Below are 23,972 nucleotides of genomic sequence, written 5' to 3'. Positions count from 1 at the left end.
GGGAGAGAAGCGGCCATGCAAAGCCCTGCCGACATTCTCAAGGACATCTGGACCTCCGCCGGGGGCGATGCACCAGCGCTCGAACGCGTACGGCTGAGCGGCGAAGAGCCTCAGCTTCCGTCCTCGTTCCGCGTCGCAATTGCCGGACAGACGACCATCGCCGCGGCCGGCCTCGCCGCCGCGGAGATCTGGCGACTGCGCTGCGGGCAGACGCAGGATGTCTCCGTCGACATGCGCCACGCCGTTGCCGAATGCCGCTCCGAGCGCTATCTGCTTCTCGACGACAAGCCGCCGCCCCCGGCCTGGGACGCCATCGCCGGCGTCTACAGGACCGGCGACAATCGCTTCGTTCGCTGCCACACCAATTTCCCGCATCATCGCGACGCCGTCTGCAAGGTGCTCGGCTGCGAGGCGGAGCGCGACAAGGTGCAGGCCGCGCTGATGCAATGGAAGGGCGAGGATTTCGAGACTGCGGCTTACGCGGCGGGCGGCGTCGTCGCGCTCATGCGCTCCCACGACGAATGGTCCGCGCTGCCGCAGGCGCGTGCGCTCGCCGGGTTGCCGCTGCTCTCGATCGAGAAGATCGGCGAGGCCCCGCCAAAGCCGTGGCCAAAAGGCGATCGTCCGCTTGCAGCCCTGCGCGTGCTCGATCTCTCTCGAGTCATCGCGGGGCCCGTCGCCGGCCGCACGCTCGCTGCGCATGGTGCGGATGTGCTGCTGGTGTCAGGGCCGGAGCTGCCCGCCATTCCCTGGCTCACCATCGACACCGGCCGCGGCAAGCTCACCACCTTCATCGAACTGAAAAGCGAGACGGGCAGGGCGCAATTGCGCGAACTGTTGCGGGACGCCGACATCTTCTCGCAGGGCTATCGCCCGCGCGCGCTCGCCGCCCTCGGCTTTGCGCCCGAGGATGCAGCGCAGATCAATCCCGGCATCGTCTATGTGACGCTGTCGGCCTATGGCCACGCCGGCCCCTGGGCCGAGCGGCGCGGTTTCGATTCCCTCGTGCAGACCACGACCGGATTCAATCACGCCGAGGGACGCGCTGCCGGTCTCGATGGCCCCAAGGAATTGCCGGCGCAGATGCTCGATCACGCCACCGGCTATCTGATGGCGTTCGGCGCGATGATGGCCAAGGCGCGTCAGGCGCGCGAAGGCGGCAGCTGGCACGTGCGTGTGTCGCTGGCGCAGACCGGGCGCTGGCTTTGGAATCTCGGCCGGCTCGATGGCGGACTGAACACCCCGGATCTTACGGGCGACGCTGTACATGCTGCGTTCATCGAGAGCGTGCCATCTGGCTTCGGCATGTTGAAGGCGGTGCGCCATTCGGCGATGCTGTCGAAGACGCCGGCGCAATGGAGCCGTCCGGCAATGCCGCTCGGCAGTCATCCGGCACAGTGGCCGGCGCGAAGCTGACGTGAAGCTGACATGTCGCGAAATTTTAACGCAAACCGAAAGGCGCCCGGCGTTTTTTAGGTTGTTTGAACTCCCAATTCGGCACTATTAGCGCAACCGATAAGGCAGGCATCTGCCGAGATCGTCGCAGACACGACCGGGCTCCATGGTAGTTGAAAATACCAAGCGATTGCAGGTGTTTACAAAACAACGGGTGATCACATCCGTAGTTCTACTAGCTCTTGCCGGTGTCGGCGCCGGTGCCTACGGCTTCCTCTCTTCCGGGTCCAAGGAAAAGAAGCACTCCGAGATCTCCAGCCAGTCGCGCAGGAATGCGCAGAACTTCACGCCGACGCCGTCCGAATGGGCGACGCTGACGATCGAGCCGGTCAAGGCCAAGGCCTTCCGCGCCGAATATGTCACGGAAGGCAAGGTCGCCGTCGACGAGGACCGCTCGACACCGGTGTTCTCGCCCTATGCCGGCCGCGTCACCAAGCTGCTGGCCAAGCCGGGTGAGATGCTGAAGCAGGGCCAACCGCTGTTCACGATCGAGGCCGCCGACACCGTGCAGGCCCAGAACGATTTCATCGCGGCGATGACCTCGCAGAACAAGGCGAAGTCGGCGCTCGAGCTCTCCGACATCCAGTTCAAGCGCGCCAAGGACCTCTACGAGGGCCATGCCATTCCGCTGAAGGATTATCAGCAGGCCGAAGCGACCCAGGTTCAGGCGCGCAACGACATGCGCTCCTCGGGGACCGCGCTGGAAGCCGCGCGCAACAAGCTGCGCATCCTCGGCTTCACCGACGAGACCATCAAGGCGTTCCAGGACAAAGGCGCCATCAATCCGGAAGTCACGATCTATTCGCCGATCTCCGGCACGGTCGTGCAGCGCAAGATCGGCCCCGGCCAGTACGTCAATTCCGGCGCCAGCGATCCAGTCTTCGTGGTCGGCGATCTCTCCACGGTCTGGCTCACCGCCTTCGTGCGCGAGAGCGACGCCGCCGCGGTCTGCATCGGCCAGGACATCACCGTCAACGTGATGGCGCTGCCGGGCCGCCCCTTGACCGCCAAGATCAATTACGTCGCTGCCGCGATCGACCCCAACACCCGCCGCCTGCAGGTCCGCGCCACCATCGACAACAAGGACGGGCTGCTCAAGCCCGAGATGTTCGCCAACGTCACGATCTACTCGGCCGGCGATCGCGCCGCGCCCGCTGTGCCGAAGCAGGCGTTGATCTATGAAGCCGACAAGGTCCGCATCTGGGTCGTGCGCGAGGACAAGTCGGTCGAGCTGCGCCAGATCAAGATCGGCCTCATCAACGGCAACCTCGTCGAGGTCACCAGCAATCTGAAACCCGGCGAGCAGATCGTCACCAAAGGCAGCCTGTTCATCGACCGCGCGGCGTCCGGCAGCTGATCGACGACCCAAAAAACTGAAGACAAATTGAAGACCTGATGGATCGTCTCGTCGCCCTTGCCGTCAACCGGCGCTTCCTGATGGTCGGGATGTTCGTCGCCGTGCTGATCGGCGGCGTCATCGCGTTCAACCAGCTCAACATCGAGGCCTATCCCGATCCGACCCCGCCGATGGTCGACATCGTGACGCAGAGCCCGGGGCTGTCGGCGGAGGAGATCGAGCGCTACATCACGATCCCGATCGAGACCCAGGTCGCAGGTCTGAAGAACCTGACGACCATCCGCACGATCTCGCTTTACGGCCTCTCCGACGTCAAACTCCAGTTCTCCTTCGCCTACACCTATGACGAGGCGTTGCAGCAGGTATTGAACCGCCTGGCGCAGCTCGCGCCGCTGCCGGGCAACGTGCAGCCGCAGATCTCGCCGCTCAGCCCGATCGGCGAGATCTTCCGCTACCGTCTCGTGGGTCCGCCGAACTACAGCGTGCTCGATCTCAAGACCATCCAGGACTGGATCCTGCAGCGCCGCTTCCGCGCCGTGCCTGGTGTCATCGACGTCACCGGCTGGGGCGGCAAGAGCAAGACCTATGAGCTCCAGGTCGACTTCAACAAGCTGGTCGCCAACGGTCTGACGCTGCCGCAATTGCTCCAGGCGGTCGGCAATTCCAACGTCAATGTCGGCGGCAATACCGTCAATATCGGCCAGCAATCGGCGGTCGTGCGCGGCGTCGGCCTGATCCGGTCGATCGACGATCTCGCCAATACCATGGTGGCGCAGACCGGCGGCAATCCGGTGCTGGTCAAGGACGTCGCCACCGTCACCGTCGGCCAGAAGCCGCGCCTCGGCATTGCCGGCCTCGACGAGTCCGACGACATCGTGCAGGGCATCGTCCTGATGCGCCGCGGCGAGCAGAGCTCGCCGACCATCAAGCGTGTCCACCAGCTCGTTCAGACCATCAACAATTCCAGCATCCTGCCGCCCGGCGTGCGCATCGAACGCATCTACGACCGCGGCGACCTGATCGAGCTCACCACCCACACCGTGCTGCACAACATGGTGGTCGGCATTCTCTTGATCGTGCTGTTGCAGTGGATCTTCCTCGGCGACCTGCGCAGCGCGCTGATCGTCGGCGCCACCATTCCGTTCGCGCTGTTCTTCGCCGTCATCATCCTGGTGCTGCGGGGGGAATCGGCCAATTTGCTGTCGGTCGGCGCGATCGATTTCGGCCTGATCGTCGATGCCACCGTCATCATGGTGGAGGCGATCTTCCGCCGTCTGACCCAGACGACGCCGATGTCCGAGACCGAACATATGTCCAATGAGACTCTGTTCGGCATGAAGAGCCACGCCATCCTCAGCGCGGCCGCCGACGTCTCGCGCTCGATCTTCTTCGCCGCGGCGATCATCATCGCGGCCTTCCTGCCGCTGTTCACGCTGTCGGGCGTCGAGGGCAACATCTTCGGGCCGATGGCCCGCACCTATGCCTATGCGCTGGCCGGCGGGCTGCTTGCGACCTTCACCGTCACGCCGGCGCTGTCCGCGATCATCCTGCCCGCGCATGTCGAGGAAACCGAGACCAGGGTGATGCGGATCCTGCACCGGTTGTACTCGCCGTTGCTGCAGTGGGCGGTCGCCAACCGCAACATCGTGCTCGGCGGTGCGGTCGGCCTCGTGCTGATGACGGTGGCGCTCAGCCGGATGCTCGGCCTCGAATTCCTGCCGAAGCTGGAAGAGGGCAATCTCTGGATTCGCGCCACGCTGCCGCCGACCATCTCGCTCCAGGAAGGCAACAGCTACGTCAACGAGATGCGCAAGGTGATCCGCGCCCGGCCCGAGGTGGAATCCGTGGTGTCGCAACACGGCCGTCCCGACGACGGCACCGACGCCGCCGGCTTCTTCAATGCCGAGTTCTTCGCGCCGCTGAAGCCGATCAGTCAGTGGCCCGGGACCCGCGACAAGGAAGAGCTGACCGCGCAACTGCTCAAGCAGCTCGACGATCGCTTCCCCGGTGTCGAGTTCAACTTCTCGCAATATCTCCAGGACAACGTCTCCGAGGCCGTCTCCGGCGTGAAGGGCGAGAACTCGATCAAGCTGTTCGGCAGCGACCTGCAGGCGCTGACCGACACCGCCAACAAGATCAAGTCGGTGCTGGCCACGGTGCAGGGCGTCACCGACCTTGCGGTGTTCACCTCGCTCGGCCAGCCGACCGTCCAGATCGACATCGACCGCGCCAAGGCCGCGCGCTACGGCCTTGCGCCAGGCGACATCAACGCCACGATCAAGGTCGCGATCGGCGGCGACACGGCGGGCGATCTCTACGAGTCCGGCTCCGATCGTCACTTCCCGATCATCGTCCGCCTCGCGCCGGAATACCGCAGGAGTGCCGAGGCGATCCAGAATTTGCGCATCGGCGCACCCGGGCCGAACGGCACCGTCACGCAGATTCCCCTGAGCGAGGTCGCCACCATCAGCCTCGTCTCGGGCGCGGCCTACATCTATCGCGAGCAGCAGGAGCGCTATCTGCCGATCAAGTTCTCGGTGCGCGAGCGCGACCTCGGCAGTGCGATCCGCGAGGCGCAGCAGAAGATTGCCGAGCAGGTGCAGCTGCCGCCCGGCTCGCACATGGACTGGGTCGGCGAGTTCGGCAACCTTCAGGACGCAATCCGGCGGCTGTCGATCGTGGTGCCGATCTCGCTGGCGCTGATCGGCGTGCTGCTCTGGTTCAATTTCGGCTCGATGACCGACACGCTGCTCGCGATGAGCGTGATCCCGATGGCGATCTTCGGCGGCGTGCTGGGACTTTTGATATCGGGCACGGCATTCAGCGTTTCCGCGGCGATCGGCTTCATCGCGCTGTTCGGCATCGCCGTGATGGACGGGATCATCATCCTGTCGCAGTTCAACCAGCTCATCGAAGAGGGCATGGACCGCATGAGTGCGGTGGTGCGCACCGGCGAGCTTCAGCTCCGGCCGGTGCTGATGACCTGCGTCGTCGCCGGCGTCGGGCTGCTGCCGGCGGCGCTGTCGGAAGGAATCGGCTCGCAGGTGCAGAAGCCGCTCGCGGTCGTCGTCGTCACCGGCATGATGCTGGCGCCGGTCGTGATCCTCGTCACGCTGCCGGTCCTGATCTCGTTCTTCTCGCGCCGCGCGCGCTGACCGTCAGAATCCGTAGAGTCGTGCCGGGTTGTCGACCAGGATCTTCTTGCGCACATCGGCATCCGGTGCCCACACCGGAAGCTGGTTGAGCAGGCGGGCGTCGTCGATCTGATAGAGCGGCGCGATGTCGGTCGGCTTGCGTCCCTCGACACGGCTCGAATCCGGATGCGGCCAGTCGGTGCCCCAGACGATGCGGTCCGGATTCGCCGCGATCAGCGCACGTGCATAAGGCGCCATGTCCTGATAGTCGGGCGCGAGCTTTGACGAGCGGTAGGCGCCGGAGATCTTCACATAGGCCTTGCCGGACTTCACCAGCGCAGCGAGATCGGAGAAACCCGGCTGCTCCAGGCCGAGCGAAGCTTCCAGCCCGCCGAAATGGTCGAACACGACAGGTACCGGCGCCGTCTCGACGAGGTCCTTGATCGCCGAGATCATAGGAAGCGTGGTGTAGAGCTGCACGTGCCAGCCGCGCGCCTTCATGCGCTCGACGGCGGTGGTGAAGCGTGACCTGCCGACATTGGGGTCGTTGACGCCGCCGGTTGCGAGATTGAAGCGCATGCCGCGGAAACCGTCCGCCTGCATCGCATCGAGCTGTGCCTCGGTCGTCTTGTCGTCGATCACGGCGACGCCGCGCGCATTGGCGCCGCGTGCCTTCATGCCGAACAAGGTCGACGAATTGTCGGTGCCGTAGACGCTGGGGGTGACGATCACCACGCGCTCGATATGCAGCGCCTTGTGCAGTGCAGCCATTTCTTCGGGGCTTGCCGGCTCGGGCGTGTAGACGCGCCCGGCGAAGAACGGAAACTTCTCGACGTCGCCATGAATGTGAGTGTGGCAGTCGCAGGCATGCGCGGGGACGTCGAAATTGACCGGCGTCGCAGGCTGCGCCGCGCGGGCGTGGGCTCTGTTGGTCATGGCTACTCCGGCGGCGAGGGAGGCAAGCAGGACGCTGCGTCGATCGAGCACGGTTTCTCTCCCTGGTTGTTTTATTTGGCAGTGTGCCGGGACGGTACCACATCAGCCGGATCGAAGCTGCGCTTCGTTGCATAGCTGCTCGACAATGTCCGCAAGCAGACGTGAGCCGTCCGCGCGCACGACCGGGCAGGGCAGGCCCGCGAGCCATGCTTCATGCTTGGCGAGACTGCGACCTTCGCGATCCCCCGCTTCGTAATGAGAGGCCCATTCGACGAAGTCTTCGGTCTCGTCGTGGCGCCAGCCGCCCGGCGCGACGGCGTCAGCGCCGAAATGGGCGGCCTCGCGGGCGCGCAATCGCTTCATCCGGATCTCGCGCGGCGCGGTCACGAAGCCGGCCCGCGAGCGCCCGGCCGAGCGTCGTCACGCCGGAGCCCGAAGCGCCCGTCAGATGGATGCGGCGGCTTTTCATGGGCACCGGCCCGATAGATTGAAACTACTGCCCCGACGGCGTGCGCAGCCCGTGCCAGGCGTCGCGGACCTGGTGGTAGTGAACCTCGGGCAAATAATCCGGCGTGTTCAGGCTGAGCGTCTTGACGTCGAGATGGCCGATGGCGCTGAGCAGCGTGTAGGATGCGATGACGCGGTCGCGGTTGGCGCCGATCAGGCGGGCCTTGGCCTGGATCAAATCGGCCTGCGAGTTCAAGACGTCGACCGTGGTGCGTTGTCCGCCGGCGGCCTCGCGCTGCACGCCCTGGAGTGCGACGGTCGCAGCCTTCACTTCGGATTCCGAGGCCGACACGGTGATCTTGGCGCCTTCATTGGCGACCCAGGCGCTCACTGCCGCCGTGCGAGCCTGGTTGCGGACCTGGTCGAGCACGAGCCGGCTCTGCGCCGTGATCTCCTTGGCCTGCCGGGTCTGCGCGGCGGCCTGGCCGCCGTCGTAGATCGGCGCGGTGACATTGGCGACGATCGAGGCCTGGTCCTCGGCGAAGGTGCCGAGCGTCGGGTCGTTGTTGCGGCTCTTGCTGGCGTTGCCCTGGATGGTGGCGCTCGGCAGCAATGAGCCTTCGGCGATGCGGATGTTGGTGGAGGCGACATCGACGTCGAAGCTGGCGGCCATCACCGCCGGATGCTGGCGGATTGCCATGGTCATGGCGTCTTCGCGGCTCTTCGGCAGATAGCGATCGACGGCCTCGGCGGCCCGAAGCTGCGATGGCGCATTGCCGATCACTTGCGCATAGGTCGCTTGGCTGACGGCAAGCGCGACCTCGGCGGCGTTGAGATCGGCAAGGCCGCGGTTAAGGCGCGCTTCGGCCTGCGCGCTGTCGGTCGGCGTGACATCGCCGGCGTTGAGACGGCGCTGGGTGACCGAGAGCGTCTCGCGCAGGAAGGCGACGTTGGAACGCTGCGCTTCGACCAGCGACTGGTTGGCGAGCACGTTGGTGTAGGCGGTGACCGCGTCGAGCAGCACGCCCTGGCCGACATTGCGCAGCGCCTCGCGGCCCGACTGCACCTGGAGCTCGGCGGCCCGCACGTTGTTGGCGGTGCGGAAGCCGTTGAACAGGGTCTGCGTCACGGTGACGCCGATGATCCATGGCTTCAAATTGCCGGTCTGGATGGTGTTGTCGGGCAGCAGATTGCGCACCGATTGCAGGCCGGCGCTGAGGCTCGCCACGATCTGCGGCCGGTAACCGGCGAGGGCCTGCGGCACGTTCTCGTCCGTGGCGCGTTGTCGCGCACGTTCGGCATTGAGCTGTGGATTGGTCTGGTAGGCCTTGGCGAGCGCCTCCGGCAGGGCTTCGGCCCAGGCGGCGGAGGGCAGGGCGCAACACAGCGCCAGCGTGGTCCATGTCGCAAGCACAGGACCCACGCCCGATCGATGCCGCGTCATCTCGCGACCAGCTCTGGCGGTACGCCCAATCATGTAATCCCGCTTACCCCGGCTGTCCGCCCCCGCCGACGGTGGCCTCTTAACTGTTTAACCAGCCGAGGTCCCGCAGGCAAACTGCCGCGGGGGAAACCCCCATGAAATCCGTGCTTGTTGCAGGTGCGTCACAGGAGTTCTGAGGGAACGCGGCCGAGCCTTACACCAGCCTGACCCGTTCCCTGACGTTACCGATTCTTGTTCACCGGCTTGCGCTTCTCGATGAACGCCGCCATGCCCTCGGAGCGGTCCTCCAGCGCGAAGGTCGAGTGGAACAGGTTGCGCTCGACGCTCATGCCCTCGGCGAGCGTGGTCTCGAAGGCGCGGTTCACCGCTTCCTTGGCCATCGCGGCCGCAGGGCGCGACATCGCGGCGATCTTCTCGGCCGCCGCCATCACTTCGTCCATCAGCTTGTCGGCAGGCACGATGCGGCTGACGAGGCCGCTTCTCTCGGCTTCCGCCGCATCCATCATGCGGCCGGTGAGGCACAGGTCCATCGCCTTGGACTTGCCGATCGCGCGTGTCAGGCGCTGGGTACCGCCGATGCCGGGAATGGTGCCGAGCGTGATCTCGGGCTGGCCGAACTTTGCGGTGTCGGCGGCGATGATGAAATCGCACATCATGGCGAGCTCGCAGCCGCCGCCGAGCGCATAGCCGGCAACCGCGGCAACCGTCGGCTTGCGGCAACGCGCGATACGGTCGCCGCCGATCGCGGCGAAATCCTCGGAGAACATGTCGATGAAGCCCTTCGGCTGCATCTCCTTGATGTCGGCGCCGGCGGCAAAGGCCTTCTCGCTGCCGGTCACGACGATGCAGCCGATGGCGTCATCGGCCTCGAGATCGTCGACGGCAGCTGCGATCTCGCGGAAGACGCCGAAGGAGAGCGCGTTGAGCAACTTCGGCCGGTTCAGCTTGATGATGCCGACCGCGCCTTTGCTTTCGACGATGATGTGTTCGAACGTGCTCATGCTCCACCCACGCTTTTGATTGGACGGGCAATGTGCCCGCTGGCGCGGTGAGCTTCAAGGGGCTAACGGCCGCCGGAACACGCAGCAAGATGCGCGTTCCGGGGAGGTCTCTCGGGCCAGGATCGGGCCCGCAATCACGCCATGAACATGCGGGCGGCGGACGCCAGCGTCAGCAGCGTGCCGACGCCGATGAAGATCTTGCCGATCAGGGAGCTCTGGTCCCAGGCAGAGCTCTGCTGGGTGCTTGCCATCACCGGTGCCGGCCGGGGCTGGGCCTCGGTTGCGGCAATCACCGCCTTCTGCGCGGGCGGGTTGTCCTGTTGCGCGGCGCGGTCGATGTCGTTGAGCTGATCGGGGGCGACCACCTGGCTCTCGGCGTTCGCAGCGTTGGTATTATCGGCCGCTGCCTGGACATTGGTGTTGGCGCGGTCTGTCATTGCCGAGGCCGCTGCCGCAGTCGGGGTGTCGGTGGTGGCGAGCTGCGCATTGGCGTTGGCGACCGCTGGCGGCATCTGGGTCGAGGCCGGGACGTTATTGTCGGCCGTGCTGTCGGCCTTCGTCTCGTCGGCCTTGTTGTCGGCCTTGGCCGGAGCGGCGTTCTTGTCGGCCTTGTCGTCGGATTTCTGTGCTGTCTTGCCGCTGGTGGTGGTGCGGCGTGACTCATGGCGCCGGTGCTTGCTCGGCTTGGCCGCGTCGGCCTGCTTGCCCGCGCTGTCCGAATTGCTTGTGGCCGAGTTTGGGGCCGCCTGTGCAAGGCCTCCGAACAGCAACAAAAGGCCGGCAAGAACAATCAGGGCCGCGCGCCCGCTGGCTTTCATCATGGTGATGATCTCCCCAATTCCGCCCGTCCCGGACACGAACAGAGACCCCGGGGCGTGACGACAGCGGGGCAGAAAATGGGAATCTTCGGGCCACAACGGGCAAAACCGGGGCAGACCGGACCCCCTGAAGCCAGCCGCCGGGTGCGGGACGGGCCGATCGGTGTTATGAGCCGTCGCAGACGTTTACGGCCGGATCGGTCGCGCGGTCCAGGGCATATCACGAATTCGTGATTTCGTCGAACCCGCGTAACAAATTGAACGGACGGCCGAATTGCATGGTGAGGGGCGCGCGTGCGCGGAAGTGAGGACGAATGGACCGGCCTGATGCGGTCGGCCATGGCTGGCGATGATGCGGCCTATCATCGCCTGTTGAGGGCGGTCACGCCGGTGCTGCGCGCTGCAGCGAGGCGAGGCCTGGCACGGGCAGGCCAGCCTCCCGACCAGGCCGAGGATATCGTGCAGGAGATTCTGTTGGCGGTGCATCTGAAGCGGCACACCTGGGACAGCGAAGCCCCCTTCGCGCCCTGGCTGTTTGCCATCGGCCGCAACAAGCTGATCGACTCGCTGCGCCGGCGCGGCAGGCGCGTCTTCGTCAATATCGACGATTTCGCCGAAACCCTGCCGGGCGAGGCGCCCGAGGAAACCGCCTCCGCGGGCGAGGTCGCAGCCCAGCTCAACACCCTGCCGCAGCGCCAGCGCGACGTGCTGCAGTCGATCGCGGTCGAGAGCGCCTCGATCAAGGATACGGCGGCGAAGTTTTCGATGAGCGAGGGCGCGGTGCGCGTCGCGCTGCATCGCGGACTTGCGGCGCTGACGACTAAACTGCGGGACCAGTAGTCATGGACACCGATCAACTCATCCGTTCGCTCGCAGCCGACAATGCGCATCGCGCGCCGCGCGTCGGCGCGGTGCTGACCATGGCGCTCCTGGTGGCCGCGCCCTTGTCGATCCTGATCTTCGCGACGTTCCTCGGCGTGCGTCACGACGTGATGAGCGCGATGCACAACCCGTTCTTCGATATGAAGTTCGCGGTGACGCTGTCGCTCGCGATTCCCGCCATCATCGTCAGCCTGCATCTGTCGCGTCCCGAGGCCCTGCTGCGCGGCTGGGGCTGGCTGCTGCTGCTTCCCGTCGGGCTGCTCGCGGTCGCGATCGGCAGTGAGGCGATGATGGCGCCGGCCATGCCGATGACGATGCGCTTGATGGGCAAGAACTCCAGGGTGTGCCTGGTCGCAATTCCGGCGATGTCGCTGCCGCTGCTTGCGGGGGCGCTGTTCGGCCTGCGCCATGGCGCGCCGTCGCGCCCGGCGCTTGCCGGAGCGCTCGCCGGCCTGGTGTCGGCCGGCCTTGCCGCGACGCTCTATGCCTCGCACTGCACCGACGATTCGCCCCTGTTCGTCGCGACCTGGTACACGCTCGCGACCGCGCTGGTGACGGCGATCGGCGCGGCGGTCGGGGCGAGGGTCCTGAGATACTGACCGCGCCGGGCCTCACGCCGCCGGCGTCGTGCCCAGCTGCATGCGGTGGAAGCGCAGCACCTGCTGCGCGGTCGATGAGCGCAGCGCCTCGTAAACGTCGCGCAGCGTCAGCATGTCGGTCTGCGAGCCGCCGGAGAGCTTCTCGCGCATCGCGATGATGGCCCGCACGCTCGGCCAGGACATGCCGGCGACCTTGGCGAGGATCATCACGCCCTCGGTGCGGCTTTCGATCATCATGGTCTCGGCGGTCTCGACCGCGACGCCGGCGAGCGCCGCGAGCCCCGCATTGGTTTCGTCGAACTTGCCCTGCTCGGCGAAACTGGTGACCTGGAATTCGTTGAGGCGGCCGTCCTCGTGCAGCGACTTCACCAGCGCGCGCGCCATCTCGGTCTGCTTCGTCATGGCGGCAGCGCGGACCCTCTGGGCCACTTCCTGCACCACGCTCGACACCTCGTCCACGAGCTCCGGATGCGCGGCCTCGAGCTTCCTGCGCACGCTCAAGGACGCCTTCGCAACCAGCTTCAAATAGTGATGGCGCGGCAGGTCCGGCCGCTGACCGATGCAGGTGGCGAGGTCGTCGTCGCGTTCGGCGCGGGTGACGAGATCGGTGAGGCTTCCCTCGGAGAGCCGTGCGCCCGGATTGCCGACGGTCGACTGCACCACGTCCTCGTTGCCGCGCGTCACCAGCACGTCGGTCAGCGCTTCCGACAGCACCCGCCGCAGCGAGATCGCCTTGAGATGGGCTTGGCCCCTCGTGCGCGCGATCTCGATCAGGGTCGTCTCGTCCAGCCGTTCCGATTTCGACAGCACGGGGCCGGAGACCTCGATGACTTCGTCGAGCGCGAGCGTGCGCATGATTTTCGGTGGCGCGGCCGCGATCGGTGCGAGGCGGTCGGCGAGCAGCGCCTTGGCCGACGTCTCGATCTGCTCAATCAGGCACTGGAACACGTCGTCGAACACGCGGATGTGGTCATCGGAATAGTCCACCGAATTGCCCACGAACAGATCGGTGACGCGGCGCAGCGTCTCGACCCGGCGCGCGACCGTGCCGTGCGAGAGCGCAGCCTGCAGTTCCTCGAGCAGATTCTCGGATGTTTTTGCGGATCTGGATCTCATGGCCCTGTCCTGGAGCGCTCGGTCCGGCGGCGGGTTCTGTCGCAGCGGGAAAAAATGGATTGGTCAGCTCGTTGCAATGCGGTTGCGCCCTTGCGCCTTGGCGGAATAGAGCGCGCGATCGGCGCGCGCGAGAAACGTGTCGGCAGTATCGACGTCGCGCAGCGTCACCACGCCCGCGGAAATGGTCACCCGCATATTCAGGGAGAATGCGCTCCAGTCGAGATCGGCGATGATACCGCGCAAGCGCTCGAGCATGCGCTGTGCGGCGTCGTCCGACGTGTCCGGCAGCAGCAGGAGGAATTCCTCGCCGCCGTAGCGGCCGAAGCAGTCGGCCGGGCGGATGTTGGCGAACATGGTGATCGCGAAGGTGCGCAGCACCTCGTCGCCGACGGGATGGCCGTGGGCGTCGTTGATGCGCTTGAACCAGTCGAGATCGATCAGTGCGATCGCGCAGGGCATCGATGTCTGCCGCGACTTTTCGATCTCGGCGTCGAGCAGGCGCATGATGCAGCGGCGGTTGTAGGAGCCGGTGAGCTCGTCGAGCTCGGCCAGCTCCTCGATGCGCTGATAGGCGGCCTTCAGCTCGATGCTGCGCCGGTACAGGATCTTGCGCAGGGTGGCGCCGAACAGGCCGAGGAAGGCGCACTGGCCGATCACCAGCACGAAGCAGAGCATCGATGCGGTTCGCTCCAGGCGGGTTTCAACCGGCAGTCCGATCGGCAGGTCCGAGCCCAGGAAGACCAGGGCGAGCCCGCAGGTGGCAAGGCCCCAGGTCACCATCGCCTGGCTCGAGGTCATCCGCAGCGTGCCAAACGCGAAGATCAGAAACAGCACGGCGATGAACGCGACCCCGACCGTCGGCACTGCGAGCAGGAACAGCAGCTGCAACGCCATATGCGCCGAGATCTGGAAGACGGTGAGGTAATGATCCTCGAACCGGTCGCCGAAGCCGGCTTCCGAGAGCACGGTGAACGTACCGATGATCAGGAGGCCGCCGAGCCAGAACAGCGATGGAACGGCCATGGAGACGGCGCCGCCATAGGCGTAGAGCAGCAGGACCGAGGCGCCCAGCGAATAGCTCGCCACCTGGCCGATATACATCTGGCGGCGCTGCCGGGCCCGGCGCGCCAGCACTTCGGAAGCCGCCGCCTCGGGCGTGAGCACGAGATCCGCGACCTCAGCGGCATTCCTCTCGGGAAAGGACGTCGCGGCCGTGCTCATGGTCCCGCCAATGGTGATGTCAGCGTAAAAATCTACGTGGCAAGCCTTTAGGTTTGGTATCCTTGGAAACCGAATCCGAACCGTGCAGCGCGGAACAAGGCGGTCGGCTGGCGGGAGAAATTTTGCCGGCGATCAGGTATCCGTTTGCGATGCGATCGAGCCTAAGCCGGGCTTGGCGAGACATATGTCGTGCAGGGCTGCTATGGAACCGGACGAGGCCGGGCCGCCTGTGCCGGACAGGCATTCCGCAGGGAAGTATCGCAGTATTATGTTACCGATCTGGATGAAGGCGGCCGACGGCCGCGGATGGGACAAGAAAAATACGCGTATGTGGGGTAGGTCACATAGGCCACCGTATGACTGCGGTACGCTGAACAATTTTGCACCCCCGGTCGAACCGTCCGCCGCGCCGACCCGACCAACTTTGCGAGACGGGCATTGAGCGTGACACAGGCGGCTTCGGACGAGGTCCTGATCGCCAGGATCGCCCAAGGTGACCGGCTCGCCATGCAGGTGCTGTACGGGCGGCACCATGTCAGGGTCTACAGGTTCGGGCTGAGGCTCGTGCGGGACGAGCAGGCGGCGGAAGACCTCATCAGCGAGGTGTTTCTCGACGTCTGGCGTCAAGCCGGCAAGTTCGAGGGCCGATCCGCCGTTTCTACCTGGCTGCTGGCAATCACCCGTTTCAAGGCCCTGTCTGCGCTCCGGCGCAGGAAGGATTTCGAGCTGGACGAAGACGCCGCCAACGCGATCGAGGATACGTCCGACAATCCGGAAACGGTGGTGCAGAAAAAGGATACCAGTGAAGCGTTGCGGGAGTGTCTGACGGGCCTCTCGCCGGACCATCGGGAAATCGTCGATCTCGTCTACTACCACGAGAAGTCCGTGGAAGAGGTGGCCGAAATCGTCGGAATACCGGAGAACACTGTGAAGACGCGCTTGTTCTATGCGCGCAAGAAACTGGCCGAACTGCTGAAGGCAGCCGGCGTTGAGCGAGGCTGGCCATGATGGCTTTGAGCAAGAAGATGCTGGAGCAAGAGCCCAGTGAAATTGAACTGCTGCTGCCGTGGCACGCGGCCGGCACGCTGAACGCACGCGATGCGCGGCGGGTCGAGGAAGCGCTGGCGCGCGATCCCGGGCTTGCCAGGCAATATGCGGCAATCCGCGGCGAGTACGAAGAGACCATTCATCTGAACGAGAGCTTGGGGGCTCCGTCGGCGCGCGCGCTGCAGAAGCTGTTCGCCTCGATCGACGCCGAGCCTGCGCGGGCAAGCGGCTCGCTGCCGCTGTCGGCGCGCATTTCGACCTTCTTCGCGAGCCTGTCGCCGCGCACGCTGGCGTGGTCGGCGAGCCTCGGCGCCATCGCGCTGATGCTGCAAGCCGGAATCATCGGCGCCGTGCTGATGAAGAACCAGCCCGCGACCTTCCAGACCGCTTCGCTCTCGACCAGCGGTCCGATCACACGCGAACTCGGTACGACTGTTCCGCCGGCGCGCGCGCTGGTGCGCTTCACGCCCGAGGCCCGCGTCGCCGACATCACCGCGCTGCTCGACAGCTATCAGGCCTCGATCATCGGCGATGCCAAGGGCGGCATGTTCCGCCTCCAGTTCGACAAGGCGATGAGCCAGGACGAACTCGCCTCGCTGCTCGGCAAGATGCAGCGCGAGAAGTTCGTCAACCTCGCCGTCGCGGCGCCTTAAGCGCGCCGCTGATCCGATGACAGGCAAGTCCGAGAGCAGGGTGCGCGCCGGGGCCTACGCTTCATCGGTCGGCGCGGCGCTTTTGATCGCCGCCTGTCTCGGCGTCGAGGTTGCGCAGGCGCAGGCGATCATGCGCACGCCGACGATCAGCGTGCCCATGCGAACGCCGACCATCTCTCCGAGCATCGCCCCGCGCATCGCTCCGACCATCTCGGCCAGGGCGGTGTCCGTCGACCGCGGCCCGCGGACGATGGCGACCATTCCCCACACCACGACGTCGCGCCTGCGGCCGACGACGACGGTGCTGCCCTATGCGCGCTACTCGCCGAACCTGTATCCGGCCTGCACCGCTCCCTATCGCGATGCCGAGGGCGAATGCCTGGCGCAGCCGAATGCCGGCGGCGGTGGCTCGGGCAAACCCGCCAAGAAGAGCGCCGGCAAGGGCCGCGGCAACGCCACGCCGGCCGCCGCCAATCTTCGCAGCTTCGCCAACGAATTCGTGGCCGAGATCGACGGCACATTGTCGCCCGATGATGCTGACGCGTTGGCCCGCCGGCACGGCTTGACGCGGATCTCGTCGGAGAGCTTCCCGCTGATCGGGGCTACGTTCGGTCTGTTTCGTGTCACGGATGGCCGGCCGTACGAGGCGGTGCGGCGCGAATTCGCGGCCGACGGCAGCGTGCGCTCGCTCCAGCCGAACTTCCGCTATGTGCTGCAGGACCAGAAATCGACGCCGCCCAGCGAAGGCGATCCTGCGCAATATGCACTGACAAAGCTCCGCCTGCCGCAGGCGCATACGCTGGCGCACGGCGCCAACGTCACGGTCGCCGTGATCGACTCCGGCATCGACACCAAGCATCCAGAGCTGGCCAATTCCGTCGCCGACAATTTCGATGCGCTCGGCAGCGCGGAGGGGCCGCACGTCCACGGCACCGGCATCGCCGGCGCCATCGTGGCGCATGACCGGCTGATGGGCAGCGCCCCCCAGGCGCGCATCATCGCGATCCGTGCCTTCGGTGGCAGCAATGGCGGCGCCGAGAGTTCGTCCTACATCATCCTGCGGTCGCTGAATTACGCCGCCGAGCACGGCGCGCAGATCGTCAATATGAGCTTTGCCGGTCCGAAGGACGCCGTGATCGAGCGCGCCATCGCGGCGACCGCCGCGCGCGGTCTCGTGCTGATCGCCGCCGCCGGCAATGCCGGGGCAAAATCGCCGCCGCTCTATCCGGCCGCCAATCCCAACGTGATCGCGGTCAGCGCGACCGATCAGCAGGACAGGCTGTTTACGGCATCCAACCGCGGCAATTACATCGCCGTCTCGGCGCCCGGGGTCGACATCTTCCTGCCGGCGCCGGACGGCAAGTACCAGATGACGTCGGGAACCTCGTTCTCGGCTGCCTATGTCTCCGGCGTCGCGGCGTTGCTGCTCGAGCGCAATTACACCTTGAAGCCGGAGGCGCTGCGCATGACGCTGGCGAAGACCGCGCGCGACCTCGGCTCCCCCGGGCGTGACGAGCTTTTCGGCGACGGCCAGACCGATGCGTTTGCCGCGGTCATGGCTGTTCCCGCCGACAGCGCGACGCCGGTCGCGGCTGCGTCCGGTACAACAAAACGTGAAGATGCCGGGAAGCGTCGCGATGAGCCTGGCACCCGCGCGATCGAACAACCCTCGCTGTCGAGTGCGGACGATAAATCCACGATTTCTCAGGCGGATAGGCCGGCGACGCGATAGCGGCTGCGACAAAGATGCGCGCACGTCCAAGCTCAAAAAAGCGAACCCCGCATTGAACGTTCAGCCAGCTGCCACGACCAAATTATGTGGGAGCGGTCATCCCTCCCCATCAGTCATATCAGGCGCGAGCGCCCATCCACCCCAAGCGCCCATATGGCTTGACCCGTCCGGTTGTCCCCCCGGACGGGTCTTTTCTTTTGGGCATCCGGTTCTTCGAAGCCTTCGCGTTCGTTCAGCTTGCGGTTGATCGGACGCCCCTGTGTTCGAGTCGGCTGTTCGCTCAGCGCGTCGCACCTCCGCTATGCTTGTGCGAGGCTTGACTCGAAAACACAGCAAATCTCCGCACGACTACGGTGATTGACGACGACTGGCGTGTCGTTGCTGGACAAGTCAAAACTTTTCCACAAAATATTCATGTCGCGTCTAAATTGATTCGTGTGCGTTGCGTCCCCCGCGTCCGTGTTTTCCCCTGACGGGCTGGTTCATGACACATCGCCAAGAGTCTGATTGCGCGTCTGCGCGTGCCGTGGTTGCTGGCCGCGACGTCGCGGCGCGCTGGTGCGCTCTCGCCGAGCAGCGGCTGCAACATCTCTCCGAAATGTTCGAGACCGGCCGCTGGCGCCGTTATCACTCAGAGATCGCATTCCTCGAAAATATCCAGGAAGCCAAGCGCGCGGTCCAGACCTGGCGCGCGCTTGCGACCGGTGCTGACGTCGCCGAGGCCGCTGCAAGCGTGACGCCGGCATTCGGTTGGTCGCCGGCGACCATGCCCCGTGTGTTTCCGCGCGAGCAGCAGGCGCAGATCTTGCAGCCCAAGACCCTGCACCCAAAGGCCGTCCACATCGCCCCCGAGACCGCCGTGCCGGTCAGGCTCGACCCGAAGCCGGACGTTCTCGCCGAGATCACCGAAGCCCCGATCGCGCCACTCGCCGCGCCCGCAGCCTCCGCTGCGATGGCGTCGTTCATCGCGCCTGCCGAGATGCCGCCGCTCAAGGCTCCGGCTGCGAGGGCGCCGCTGATCGCACCTGCCGTGAGGTCACCGCTCGCCGCGCCTGCTGCGATGGCATCGCTCCTGCCGCAGTTCGCCCCGCCGGCCGCCGAAATCGTCGCAGCCCCCGAGCGCGTCGTCGAATTCACCTTTAGCCTCGACGGCCTTGAAGCCAAGTACCCGCTGCTCAGGAACGCGTTCTAGCCGTTAAGGTGGGGATGGAGGAGAGGCAACCGGCTCTCTTGCACCGTCATCCTGAGGTGCGAGACACGTGGCGCAACGCGCCGCGTGGGGAGCCTCGAAGGATGAACGGCCCAGCTGCAGGCCGATGCCTACCTTCGCACTGCATTGCCGCCGAGCACCACCTGCGCAAATCGTTGCGCGCCGTCGGCTGACAGATCCGAGGTTACGGCCCGCGCGTGATCGAGGCCGACCACGGCGCCGCGCGGGGTCTCGGAGATCATGTTGTTGTTGACCAGCGCCATGCCGGCGCCCGGCACGACGGAGACGCCGACGCCGGCGAGGGCCTTGCGGATCACGTTGCCCGTGATCGCGACGTCGCGCAGATATTTGCCCCAGCCGGCGACGATGCCGTAGGACGGCGCGTTCTCGATCAAATTCCCGGTCACCGAGGTATCCGCCTCGATGTAGATGCCGACGCCGGCGTCGTCGTCGGGCGCGGTGCCGATCGGGCGCTTCGGGATCAGGTTGCGGATGATGTTGCCCTGGACCACCGCGATGCGGCCGCCTTCGTTGAAATTGCAGACGGAGACGCCGACAGCCGCGCCGTCGACCGTGTTGTTGGCGATCACCGCGGCCTCGAACGCAAACTCCGAATAGAGCGCGACCTCGCGCACGTCGCTGACGCTGTTGCCTGATATCTGGATGTTCGAGGCGGAGTTGCCGCGCACGGCGGAGTAATCGCAGTTCCTGATGCGGTTGCCGCGCACGATCACGTTGCCGGCGCGGAAGGCATTGATGGCGTTTCCGTACTGGCCGGAGCCGCCGGGGCCGGCCTTGATGTTCTCGATGCGGTTGTCGGCAACCAGCGTGCCGTCGTCGCCGATCGCGCTGCGCAGGATCTCGATGCCGTTGTCGTTGGTGCCGATGATCGTGTTGCGGGAGACGCTGAGGCCCCTGGCATCGAACGAGACCACCGCGGTCACCGCGATGTCAGTGAAGATGTTACCGGAGATGTCGCCGGACACCTGCTCGAGCCAGATGCCGCTGCCGCCTGAATTCGTGATCTCGCAATCAGTGATGCGCGTATCGCGCCCGCCGAGGACATTGATCAGCCCGCGCCGCGCCGGCAGCGGGATGTTGCCGCCGTCGAAAGTGATGCCGGTGAGGCCAAGGGAGTCCGAACCGTCGCTCTGGATCGCCGATGCCCCGCCGGTGAAGACGAATTTTGTCGCCCCGCGGACGCCGATCAATTGTGCGCCGTTCGGCAGCCGGAGCAGCCCGCTGCGGTAGATACCGGGCGGAAACGCCAGCGGCATCTGCGCCCGCGCGGCCTCATCGATCGCGCGTTGCAGCGCGCGGGTCTGATCCTCGCTGCTGCCGGGCCGCACGCCGTATTGCGTGGCATCGCGGCCCAGCAGGGATGTCAGCGGCGCCGCGCGCGCGGCGTCGGCCGGCATGGCGAGGGCGCCCGCGATACCTGCGGTCGAAGCTCCGATGAGATGGCGGCGATTGAGGTCCATGACGCGTCCTCCGGCGGACGCGGGGGTCCGCGCCGACTAGGTAGCGCAGGGCGACCGGGGTCGTGAGGATAGTTCGCGGTAGGGTTAAATGTTTACGCAGAGGCGGTGCCGTAGGGTGGGTTAGCCCCGCGGCTGCGCGAAGCGCAGTCCGCGCGGCGTAACTCACCATCTCACCGCGACTACGGTGTGTGCTGAAGCCAAAATGGTGGATTACGCTTCGCTAATCCACCCTACGAAGCCTTGTTCCCTGCCTTCCTTGCCAACGCCACCATCTCCATCAGCATCGCTTCCCCCGCATCCACCAGCTCGTCCAGCGTGATCCGCGGCGCGCCCTTGCGCCGCACTGCACCGCCGCGCGCGAGCAGGGGAATGTGGATGAACGCCGCAAGCTGCGGCCCGCCCGCCTTCACATTCTCGATCGCGCGCCAGCTCAGATAGTTGCAGAGATAGGCGCCGGCATCGCGCGAGGCGCGCGCATCGATGCCGGTGAGGCGCGCGGCGCGCAGCAGCCTTGCCGTGTGCGGACCGAAATTCATCGCGTCGGCATCGCCGGCGATGCCGCGCTTGCTCGATCGGGTGTTGGCGGCATCGGGCCAGAGCATGGTGACGGCGTTGCGGGCGCGGGTCTCGATGCGCAGGTAAGGCGTGCGCGCGGCGAGGCCGAACATCAACAGCGCATCCGGCTTCACCTTCGCGAGCACCTCCGGCAATTGCCGGTCGACTGCGGCATAGGTGACCGGGAAGATGTGGCTGGAGAGCGCGACATCATCGAGGGCCGGACGGCGCAGTTGCGCGAGCCGCGCGACCAGCGGCCGGGTCGGGTTAAAGGGCGCGCCGGGAAACGGGCCGAAACCGGTGAGGAGAATGCGGAGCTTTTCGCTCATTGCAGCAACTCCAGGATCTGCTCGGCGGCGAGGGCCGGCGTGAGATGGCCGTCGGCGACCTCGGTTTCGATCTTCCGGACCTTGCTGCGAACCGGGGCCTCGCTGCGCAGCCGCGCCAGCATCCGTTGCTCCAGCATCGACCACATCCATTTCACCTGCTGCTGACGCCGCCGCGCGGCGAAATCGCCGGACGCGTTCATCGCCTTGCGATGGTCCAGAACCTTCTGCCAGAGCTCGGTGATGCCGGTGCCGGCCAGCGCCGAATAGGTGACGACGGGTGGGTGCCAATGTTCGGACCGCGGCGCCAAAATATGCAGCGCGCCGCGATAATCGGCGGCGGTGATCTTGGCGCGCTTGAGATTGTCGCCGTCGGCCTTGTTGATCGCGATCATGTCGGCGAGCTCGACCAGGCCCTTCTTGATGCCTTGCAGTTCGTCGCCGCCTCCCGGCAGCATCAGTGCGAGGAAGAAATCCGTCATGTCGCAGACCGCGGTCTCGGACTGGCCGATCCCGACGGTCTCGACCAGCACGACGTCGAAGCCCGCCGCCTCGCAGAGCAGCATCGCCTCGCGCGTTTTTGCCGCGACGCCGCCGAGCGTGCCCGAGGACGGCGAGGGGCGGATGAAGGCATCGTCGGATGCTGATAGCCGCGCCATTCGCGTCTTGTCGCCGAGGATCGAGCCGCCGCTGCGTGCCGAGGACGGGTCGACCGCGAGCACCGCGACCTTGTGGCCCTGCTCGATCAGATAGGTCCCGAGCACATCGATGGTGGTGGACTTGCCGACGCCGGGCGACCCCGTGATGCCGACGCGGAACGCTTTGCCGGTGTCGGGCAGCAGCATCTGCACCAGCTCGCGCGCCAGCGCCTGGTGGTCGCCGCGCCGGCTCTCCACCAGCGTGATGGCCCGCGCCAGCGCCGCGCGGCTGCCGGCGCGCAAGTCGCGGGCGAGGGATTTGATGTCCAGCGAGGCCTTCTTCTCAGTCATGCCCTGCTTTACAACGCCGAGGCGGGGCAGGCGAGGGCCGCTCGCCCGGAATCACCTGCTTGTCGCCACCGCCGTCTGCACCGGTTTCATCTTGCGCCAGACCCACACCATCACCGGCCACAGCAGGGCGCCGATCGCCATCGCGGCGAGGATCGCCGCGACCGGGCGCTCGAAGAACGGCAGGATACTGCCGTCGGACTTGATCAGCGAGGTGACGAAGGCCTGTTCGACCATGGTCCCCATGACGATGCCGAGCACCATGGCGGCGACGGGATAGCCGTTCGCCTCCATCACGTAGCCGATCACGCCGAAGGCGGCGACGGTGACGACGCCGAACATGTTGTTGCCGATCGCGAACGAGCCGACCGCGCAGCACAGCATGATGACCGGCATGATCGCGGAGCGCGGCGCCAGCAGGATGTAGGCCGCGACCCGGATCATGGCGATGCCGAGCGGGATCATCATGATGTTCGCGATGATGAACATCAGGTAGATCGCGTACATGCTCGACGCCTTCTCGGTGAACAGCGTCGGGCCCGGATTGAGGCCCTTCATGTAGAGCACGCCGATCGCGATCGCGGCGATGGTGTCGCCGGGGATGCCGAACAGCAGCGAGGGCACCCAGCCCGAAGCGATGCTGGCATTGTTGCTGGCGCCGGCCTCGACCAGGCCCTCGACATGGCCGGTGCCGAATTTTTCCGGCTCCTTGGAGAAGCGCTTCGACATCGCGTAGGAGACCCAGGCGGCCATGTCGGCACCGGCGCCGGGCAGCACGCCGATGATGATGCCGACGATGTTCCCGCGCGTCATCTGCCAGTGATACAGCTTGGTCAGCCTCCACTGTCCCGCCATGATGCTTCCGAATTTTCGCCGCGGCAGCGGCGGCGGCTCCGGCGTCAGCATCGCGCGCATCACCTGCGCCACCGCGAACACGCCGACCAGCGCCGGGATCGGCTCGATGCCGCCGAAGAGATCGGTGAGGCCAAAGGTGAAGCGCGGCACGCCGCCGGGATTCTCGATGCCGATGCAGGACACCAGCAGGCCGAGGAACATGCCGGCGATCGCCTTCACCGGGGAGGAGCGCGCCACCAAGGTGGCGCACATCAGGCCGAGCAGAGCCAGCCAGAAATATTCGAAGGTCGAGAACGACAACGCGATCTCGGCGAGCGGCGGCGCCAGGATCATCAGCGACAGCACGCCGGCGATGCCGCCGACGGCGGAGAACCAGACGCCGGCTCCGAGTGCGAGCTCGGCCTGGCCCTTGCGCGTCATGGCATAGGCCTCGTCGGCATAGGCGGCCGAGGCAGGCGTACCGGGAATGCGCAGCAGTGCGCCCGGAATGTCGCCGGAGAAGATCGCCATCGAGGACGCCGCGACGATGGTTGCGATCGCCGCGATCGGCGAGAGGTAGAAGGTGACGGGGACGAGCAGGGCGGTCGCCATCGTCGCCGACAGGCCGGGCAGCGAGCCGATCACGAGCCCGTACACGGAGGCTGCGAACATTGCGATGATGACCTCCCAGGTGGAGATCAGCGCGAATGCTTCAATCAGGGTCTTGAGCATGGGGGA

At 66.0% G+C, this 23,972-nt stretch carries 20 protein-coding genes; 9 read left to right on the top strand and 11 right to left on the bottom strand.

What is annotated here, in order from left to right; genetic code table 11:
- The first annotated feature begins 15 nt into the window (after positions 1–15).
- The 3 genes from CIT37_RS27865 to CIT37_RS27855 all read left to right on the top strand — a co-directional run bounded on the left by CIT37_RS27865 (position 16) and on the right by CIT37_RS27855 (position 5,967).
- Entirely contained in the window at positions 16–1,416 is a 1,401-nt protein-coding gene (locus CIT37_RS27865) for a CoA transferase (RefSeq protein ID WP_095424624.1), read from the top strand.
- A 145-nt stretch (positions 1,417–1,561) separates the two neighbouring features.
- Positions 1,562–2,812: an efflux RND transporter periplasmic adaptor subunit gene (locus CIT37_RS27860; RefSeq protein ID WP_095424623.1), complete on the top strand. Its 1,251-nt coding sequence runs from the start codon at positions 1,562–1,564 to the stop codon at positions 2,810–2,812.
- A gap of 38 nt (positions 2,813–2,850) precedes the next feature.
- On the top strand, positions 2,851–5,967 hold the full coding sequence (locus tag CIT37_RS27855; RefSeq protein ID WP_028143190.1) for an efflux RND transporter permease subunit: 3,117 nt from the start codon (positions 2,851–2,853) through the stop codon (positions 5,965–5,967).
- Between the two features lie 3 nt (positions 5,968–5,970).
- On the opposite strand, the gene CIT37_RS27850 is transcribed toward CIT37_RS27855, so the two are convergent.
- From CIT37_RS27850 to CIT37_RS27830, 5 genes are all read right to left on the bottom strand, one after another.
- A complete protein-coding gene (locus CIT37_RS27850; RefSeq protein ID WP_095424622.1) occupies positions 5,971–6,933 on the bottom strand; it encodes an amidohydrolase family protein in 963 nt (320 codons plus the stop codon).
- Positions 6,934–6,984: 51 nt separating this feature from the next.
- Positions 6,985–7,269 carry a P-loop NTPase family protein gene (locus tag CIT37_RS27845; protein ID WP_370091933.1) on the bottom strand — a complete coding sequence of 95 codons (285 nt, stop codon included), beginning with the start codon at positions 7,267–7,269 and terminating at the stop codon, positions 6,985–6,987.
- Between the two features lie 106 nt (positions 7,270–7,375).
- Positions 7,376–8,773 (bottom strand): TolC family outer membrane protein, encoded by a 1,398-nt coding sequence (locus CIT37_RS27840; protein ID WP_038971540.1) that lies wholly within the window; start codon positions 8,771–8,773, stop codon positions 7,376–7,378.
- A gap of 221 nt (positions 8,774–8,994) precedes the next feature.
- Complete coding sequence (locus CIT37_RS27835; RefSeq protein ID WP_028143187.1) at positions 8,995–9,774, bottom strand: enoyl-CoA hydratase; 780 nt, start codon at positions 9,772–9,774, stop codon at positions 8,995–8,997.
- 134 nt (positions 9,775–9,908) lie between these two features.
- Positions 9,909–10,595, bottom strand: a complete 687-nt coding sequence (locus tag CIT37_RS27830) for a hypothetical protein (protein ID WP_038971539.1) — start codon at positions 10,593–10,595, stop codon at positions 9,909–9,911.
- A 291-nt stretch (positions 10,596–10,886) separates the two neighbouring features.
- On the opposite strand from CIT37_RS27830, the gene CIT37_RS27825 reads away from it, so the two are divergent.
- Both CIT37_RS27825 and CIT37_RS27820 read left to right on the top strand, forming a co-directional pair.
- Positions 10,887–11,432, top strand: a complete 546-nt coding sequence (locus CIT37_RS27825; protein ID WP_095424621.1) for a sigma-70 family RNA polymerase sigma factor — start codon at positions 10,887–10,889, stop codon at positions 11,430–11,432.
- Between the two features lie 2 nt (positions 11,433–11,434).
- Positions 11,435–12,073 (top strand): NrsF family protein, encoded by a 639-nt coding sequence (locus CIT37_RS27820; RefSeq protein WP_095424620.1) that lies wholly within the window; start codon positions 11,435–11,437, stop codon positions 12,071–12,073.
- A 12-nt stretch (positions 12,074–12,085) separates the two neighbouring features.
- Here CIT37_RS27820 and CIT37_RS27815 read toward each other — a convergent pair whose 3' ends face one another.
- A complete protein-coding gene (locus CIT37_RS27815) occupies positions 12,086–13,189 on the bottom strand; it encodes a DUF2336 domain-containing protein (RefSeq protein WP_095424619.1) in 1,104 nt (367 codons plus the stop codon).
- 63 nt (positions 13,190–13,252) lie between these two features.
- Positions 13,253–14,410, bottom strand: a complete 1,158-nt coding sequence (locus CIT37_RS27810; RefSeq protein ID WP_095424618.1) for a GGDEF domain-containing protein — start codon at positions 14,408–14,410, stop codon at positions 13,253–13,255.
- Between the two features lie 438 nt (positions 14,411–14,848).
- On the opposite strand from CIT37_RS27810, the gene CIT37_RS27805 reads away from it, so the two are divergent.
- The 4 genes from CIT37_RS27805 to CIT37_RS27790 all read left to right on the top strand — a co-directional run bounded on the left by CIT37_RS27805 (position 14,849) and on the right by CIT37_RS27790 (position 19,034).
- A complete protein-coding gene (locus tag CIT37_RS27805; RefSeq protein WP_018315733.1) occupies positions 14,849–15,418 on the top strand; it encodes a sigma-70 family RNA polymerase sigma factor in 570 nt (189 codons plus the stop codon).
- Positions 15,415–16,110: a hypothetical protein gene (locus CIT37_RS27800; RefSeq protein ID WP_028143181.1), complete on the top strand. Its 696-nt coding sequence runs from the start codon at positions 15,415–15,417 to the stop codon at positions 16,108–16,110. Before CIT37_RS27805 ends, CIT37_RS27800 begins: the two co-directional genes overlap by 4 nt.
- Before the next feature lie 16 nt (positions 16,111–16,126).
- On the top strand, positions 16,127–17,842 hold the full coding sequence (locus CIT37_RS27795; protein WP_095424617.1) for a S8 family serine peptidase: 1,716 nt from the start codon (positions 16,127–16,129) through the stop codon (positions 17,840–17,842).
- A 526-nt stretch (positions 17,843–18,368) separates the two neighbouring features.
- Positions 18,369–19,034: a TIGR03809 family protein gene (locus tag CIT37_RS27790; RefSeq protein WP_161966486.1), complete on the top strand. Its 666-nt coding sequence runs from the start codon at positions 18,369–18,371 to the stop codon at positions 19,032–19,034.
- A gap of 128 nt (positions 19,035–19,162) precedes the next feature.
- On the opposite strand, the gene CIT37_RS27785 is transcribed toward CIT37_RS27790, so the two are convergent.
- The 4 genes from CIT37_RS27785 to CIT37_RS27770 form a co-directional block, all read right to left on the bottom strand.
- Positions 19,163–20,533 carry a TIGR03808 family TAT-translocated repetitive protein gene (locus CIT37_RS27785; protein WP_095424615.1) on the bottom strand — a complete coding sequence of 457 codons (1,371 nt, stop codon included), beginning with the start codon at positions 20,531–20,533 and terminating at the stop codon, positions 19,163–19,165.
- Positions 20,534–20,763: 230 nt separating this feature from the next.
- Positions 20,764–21,417 (bottom strand): pyroglutamyl-peptidase I, encoded by a 654-nt coding sequence (locus tag CIT37_RS27780; RefSeq protein ID WP_095424614.1) that lies wholly within the window; start codon positions 21,415–21,417, stop codon positions 20,764–20,766.
- A complete protein-coding gene (gene meaB, locus CIT37_RS27775) occupies positions 21,414–22,403 on the bottom strand; it encodes a methylmalonyl Co-A mutase-associated GTPase MeaB (RefSeq protein ID WP_095424613.1) in 990 nt (329 codons plus the stop codon). The genes CIT37_RS27780 and meaB overlap by 4 nt, the downstream gene beginning before the upstream one ends.
- A gap of 51 nt (positions 22,404–22,454) precedes the next feature.
- On the bottom strand, positions 22,455–23,966 hold the full coding sequence (locus CIT37_RS27770; protein ID WP_028143175.1) for a tripartite tricarboxylate transporter permease: 1,512 nt from the start codon (positions 23,964–23,966) through the stop codon (positions 22,455–22,457).
- Between the last annotated feature and the right edge of the window lie 6 nt (positions 23,967–23,972).

The organism is Bradyrhizobium ottawaense (assembly GCF_002278135.3).
Classification (GTDB): Bacteria; Pseudomonadota; Alphaproteobacteria; order Rhizobiales; family Xanthobacteraceae; genus Bradyrhizobium; species Bradyrhizobium ottawaense.
Note: the sequence above shows the minus strand (reverse complement) of the source record. Positions and strands in the feature narration are given on the sequence as shown.

Coding starts and splice junctions, on each gene's coding strand:
- CIT37_RS27865 (WP_095424624.1), top strand. CDS start 16: ATGCAAAGCCCTGCCGACATTCTCAAGGACATCTGGACCTCCGCCGGG.
- CIT37_RS27860 (WP_095424623.1), top strand. CDS start 1,562: ATGGTAGTTGAAAATACCAAGCGATTGCAGGTGTTTACAAAACAACGG.
- CIT37_RS27855 (WP_028143190.1), top strand. CDS start 2,851: ATGGATCGTCTCGTCGCCCTTGCCGTCAACCGGCGCTTCCTGATGGTC.
- CIT37_RS27840 (WP_038971540.1), bottom strand. CDS start 8,773: ATGACGCGGCATCGATCGGGCGTGGGTCCTGTGCTTGCGACATGGACC.
- CIT37_RS27835 (WP_028143187.1), bottom strand. CDS start 9,774: ATGAGCACGTTCGAACACATCATCGTCGAAAGCAAAGGCGCGGTCGGC.
- CIT37_RS27830 (WP_038971539.1), bottom strand. CDS start 10,595: ATGATGAAAGCCAGCGGGCGCGCGGCCCTGATTGTTCTTGCCGGCCTT.
- CIT37_RS27820 (WP_095424620.1), top strand. CDS start 11,435: ATGGACACCGATCAACTCATCCGTTCGCTCGCAGCCGACAATGCGCAT.
- CIT37_RS27815 (WP_095424619.1), bottom strand. CDS start 13,189: ATGAGATCCAGATCCGCAAAAACATCCGAGAATCTGCTCGAGGAACTG.
- CIT37_RS27810 (WP_095424618.1), bottom strand. CDS start 14,410: ATGAGCACGGCCGCGACGTCCTTTCCCGAGAGGAATGCCGCTGAGGTC.
- CIT37_RS27800 (WP_028143181.1), top strand. CDS start 15,415: ATGATGGCTTTGAGCAAGAAGATGCTGGAGCAAGAGCCCAGTGAAATT.
- CIT37_RS27795 (WP_095424617.1), top strand. CDS start 16,127: ATGACAGGCAAGTCCGAGAGCAGGGTGCGCGCCGGGGCCTACGCTTCA.
- CIT37_RS27785 (WP_095424615.1), bottom strand. CDS start 20,533: ATGGACCTCAATCGCCGCCATCTCATCGGAGCTTCGACCGCAGGTATC.
- CIT37_RS27780 (WP_095424614.1), bottom strand. CDS start 21,417: ATGAGCGAAAAGCTCCGCATTCTCCTCACCGGTTTCGGCCCGTTTCCC.
- meaB (WP_095424613.1), bottom strand. CDS start 22,403: ATGACTGAGAAGAAGGCCTCGCTGGACATCAAATCCCTCGCCCGCGAC.
- CIT37_RS27770 (WP_028143175.1), bottom strand. CDS start 23,966: ATGCTCAAGACCCTGATTGAAGCATTCGCGCTGATCTCCACCTGGGAG.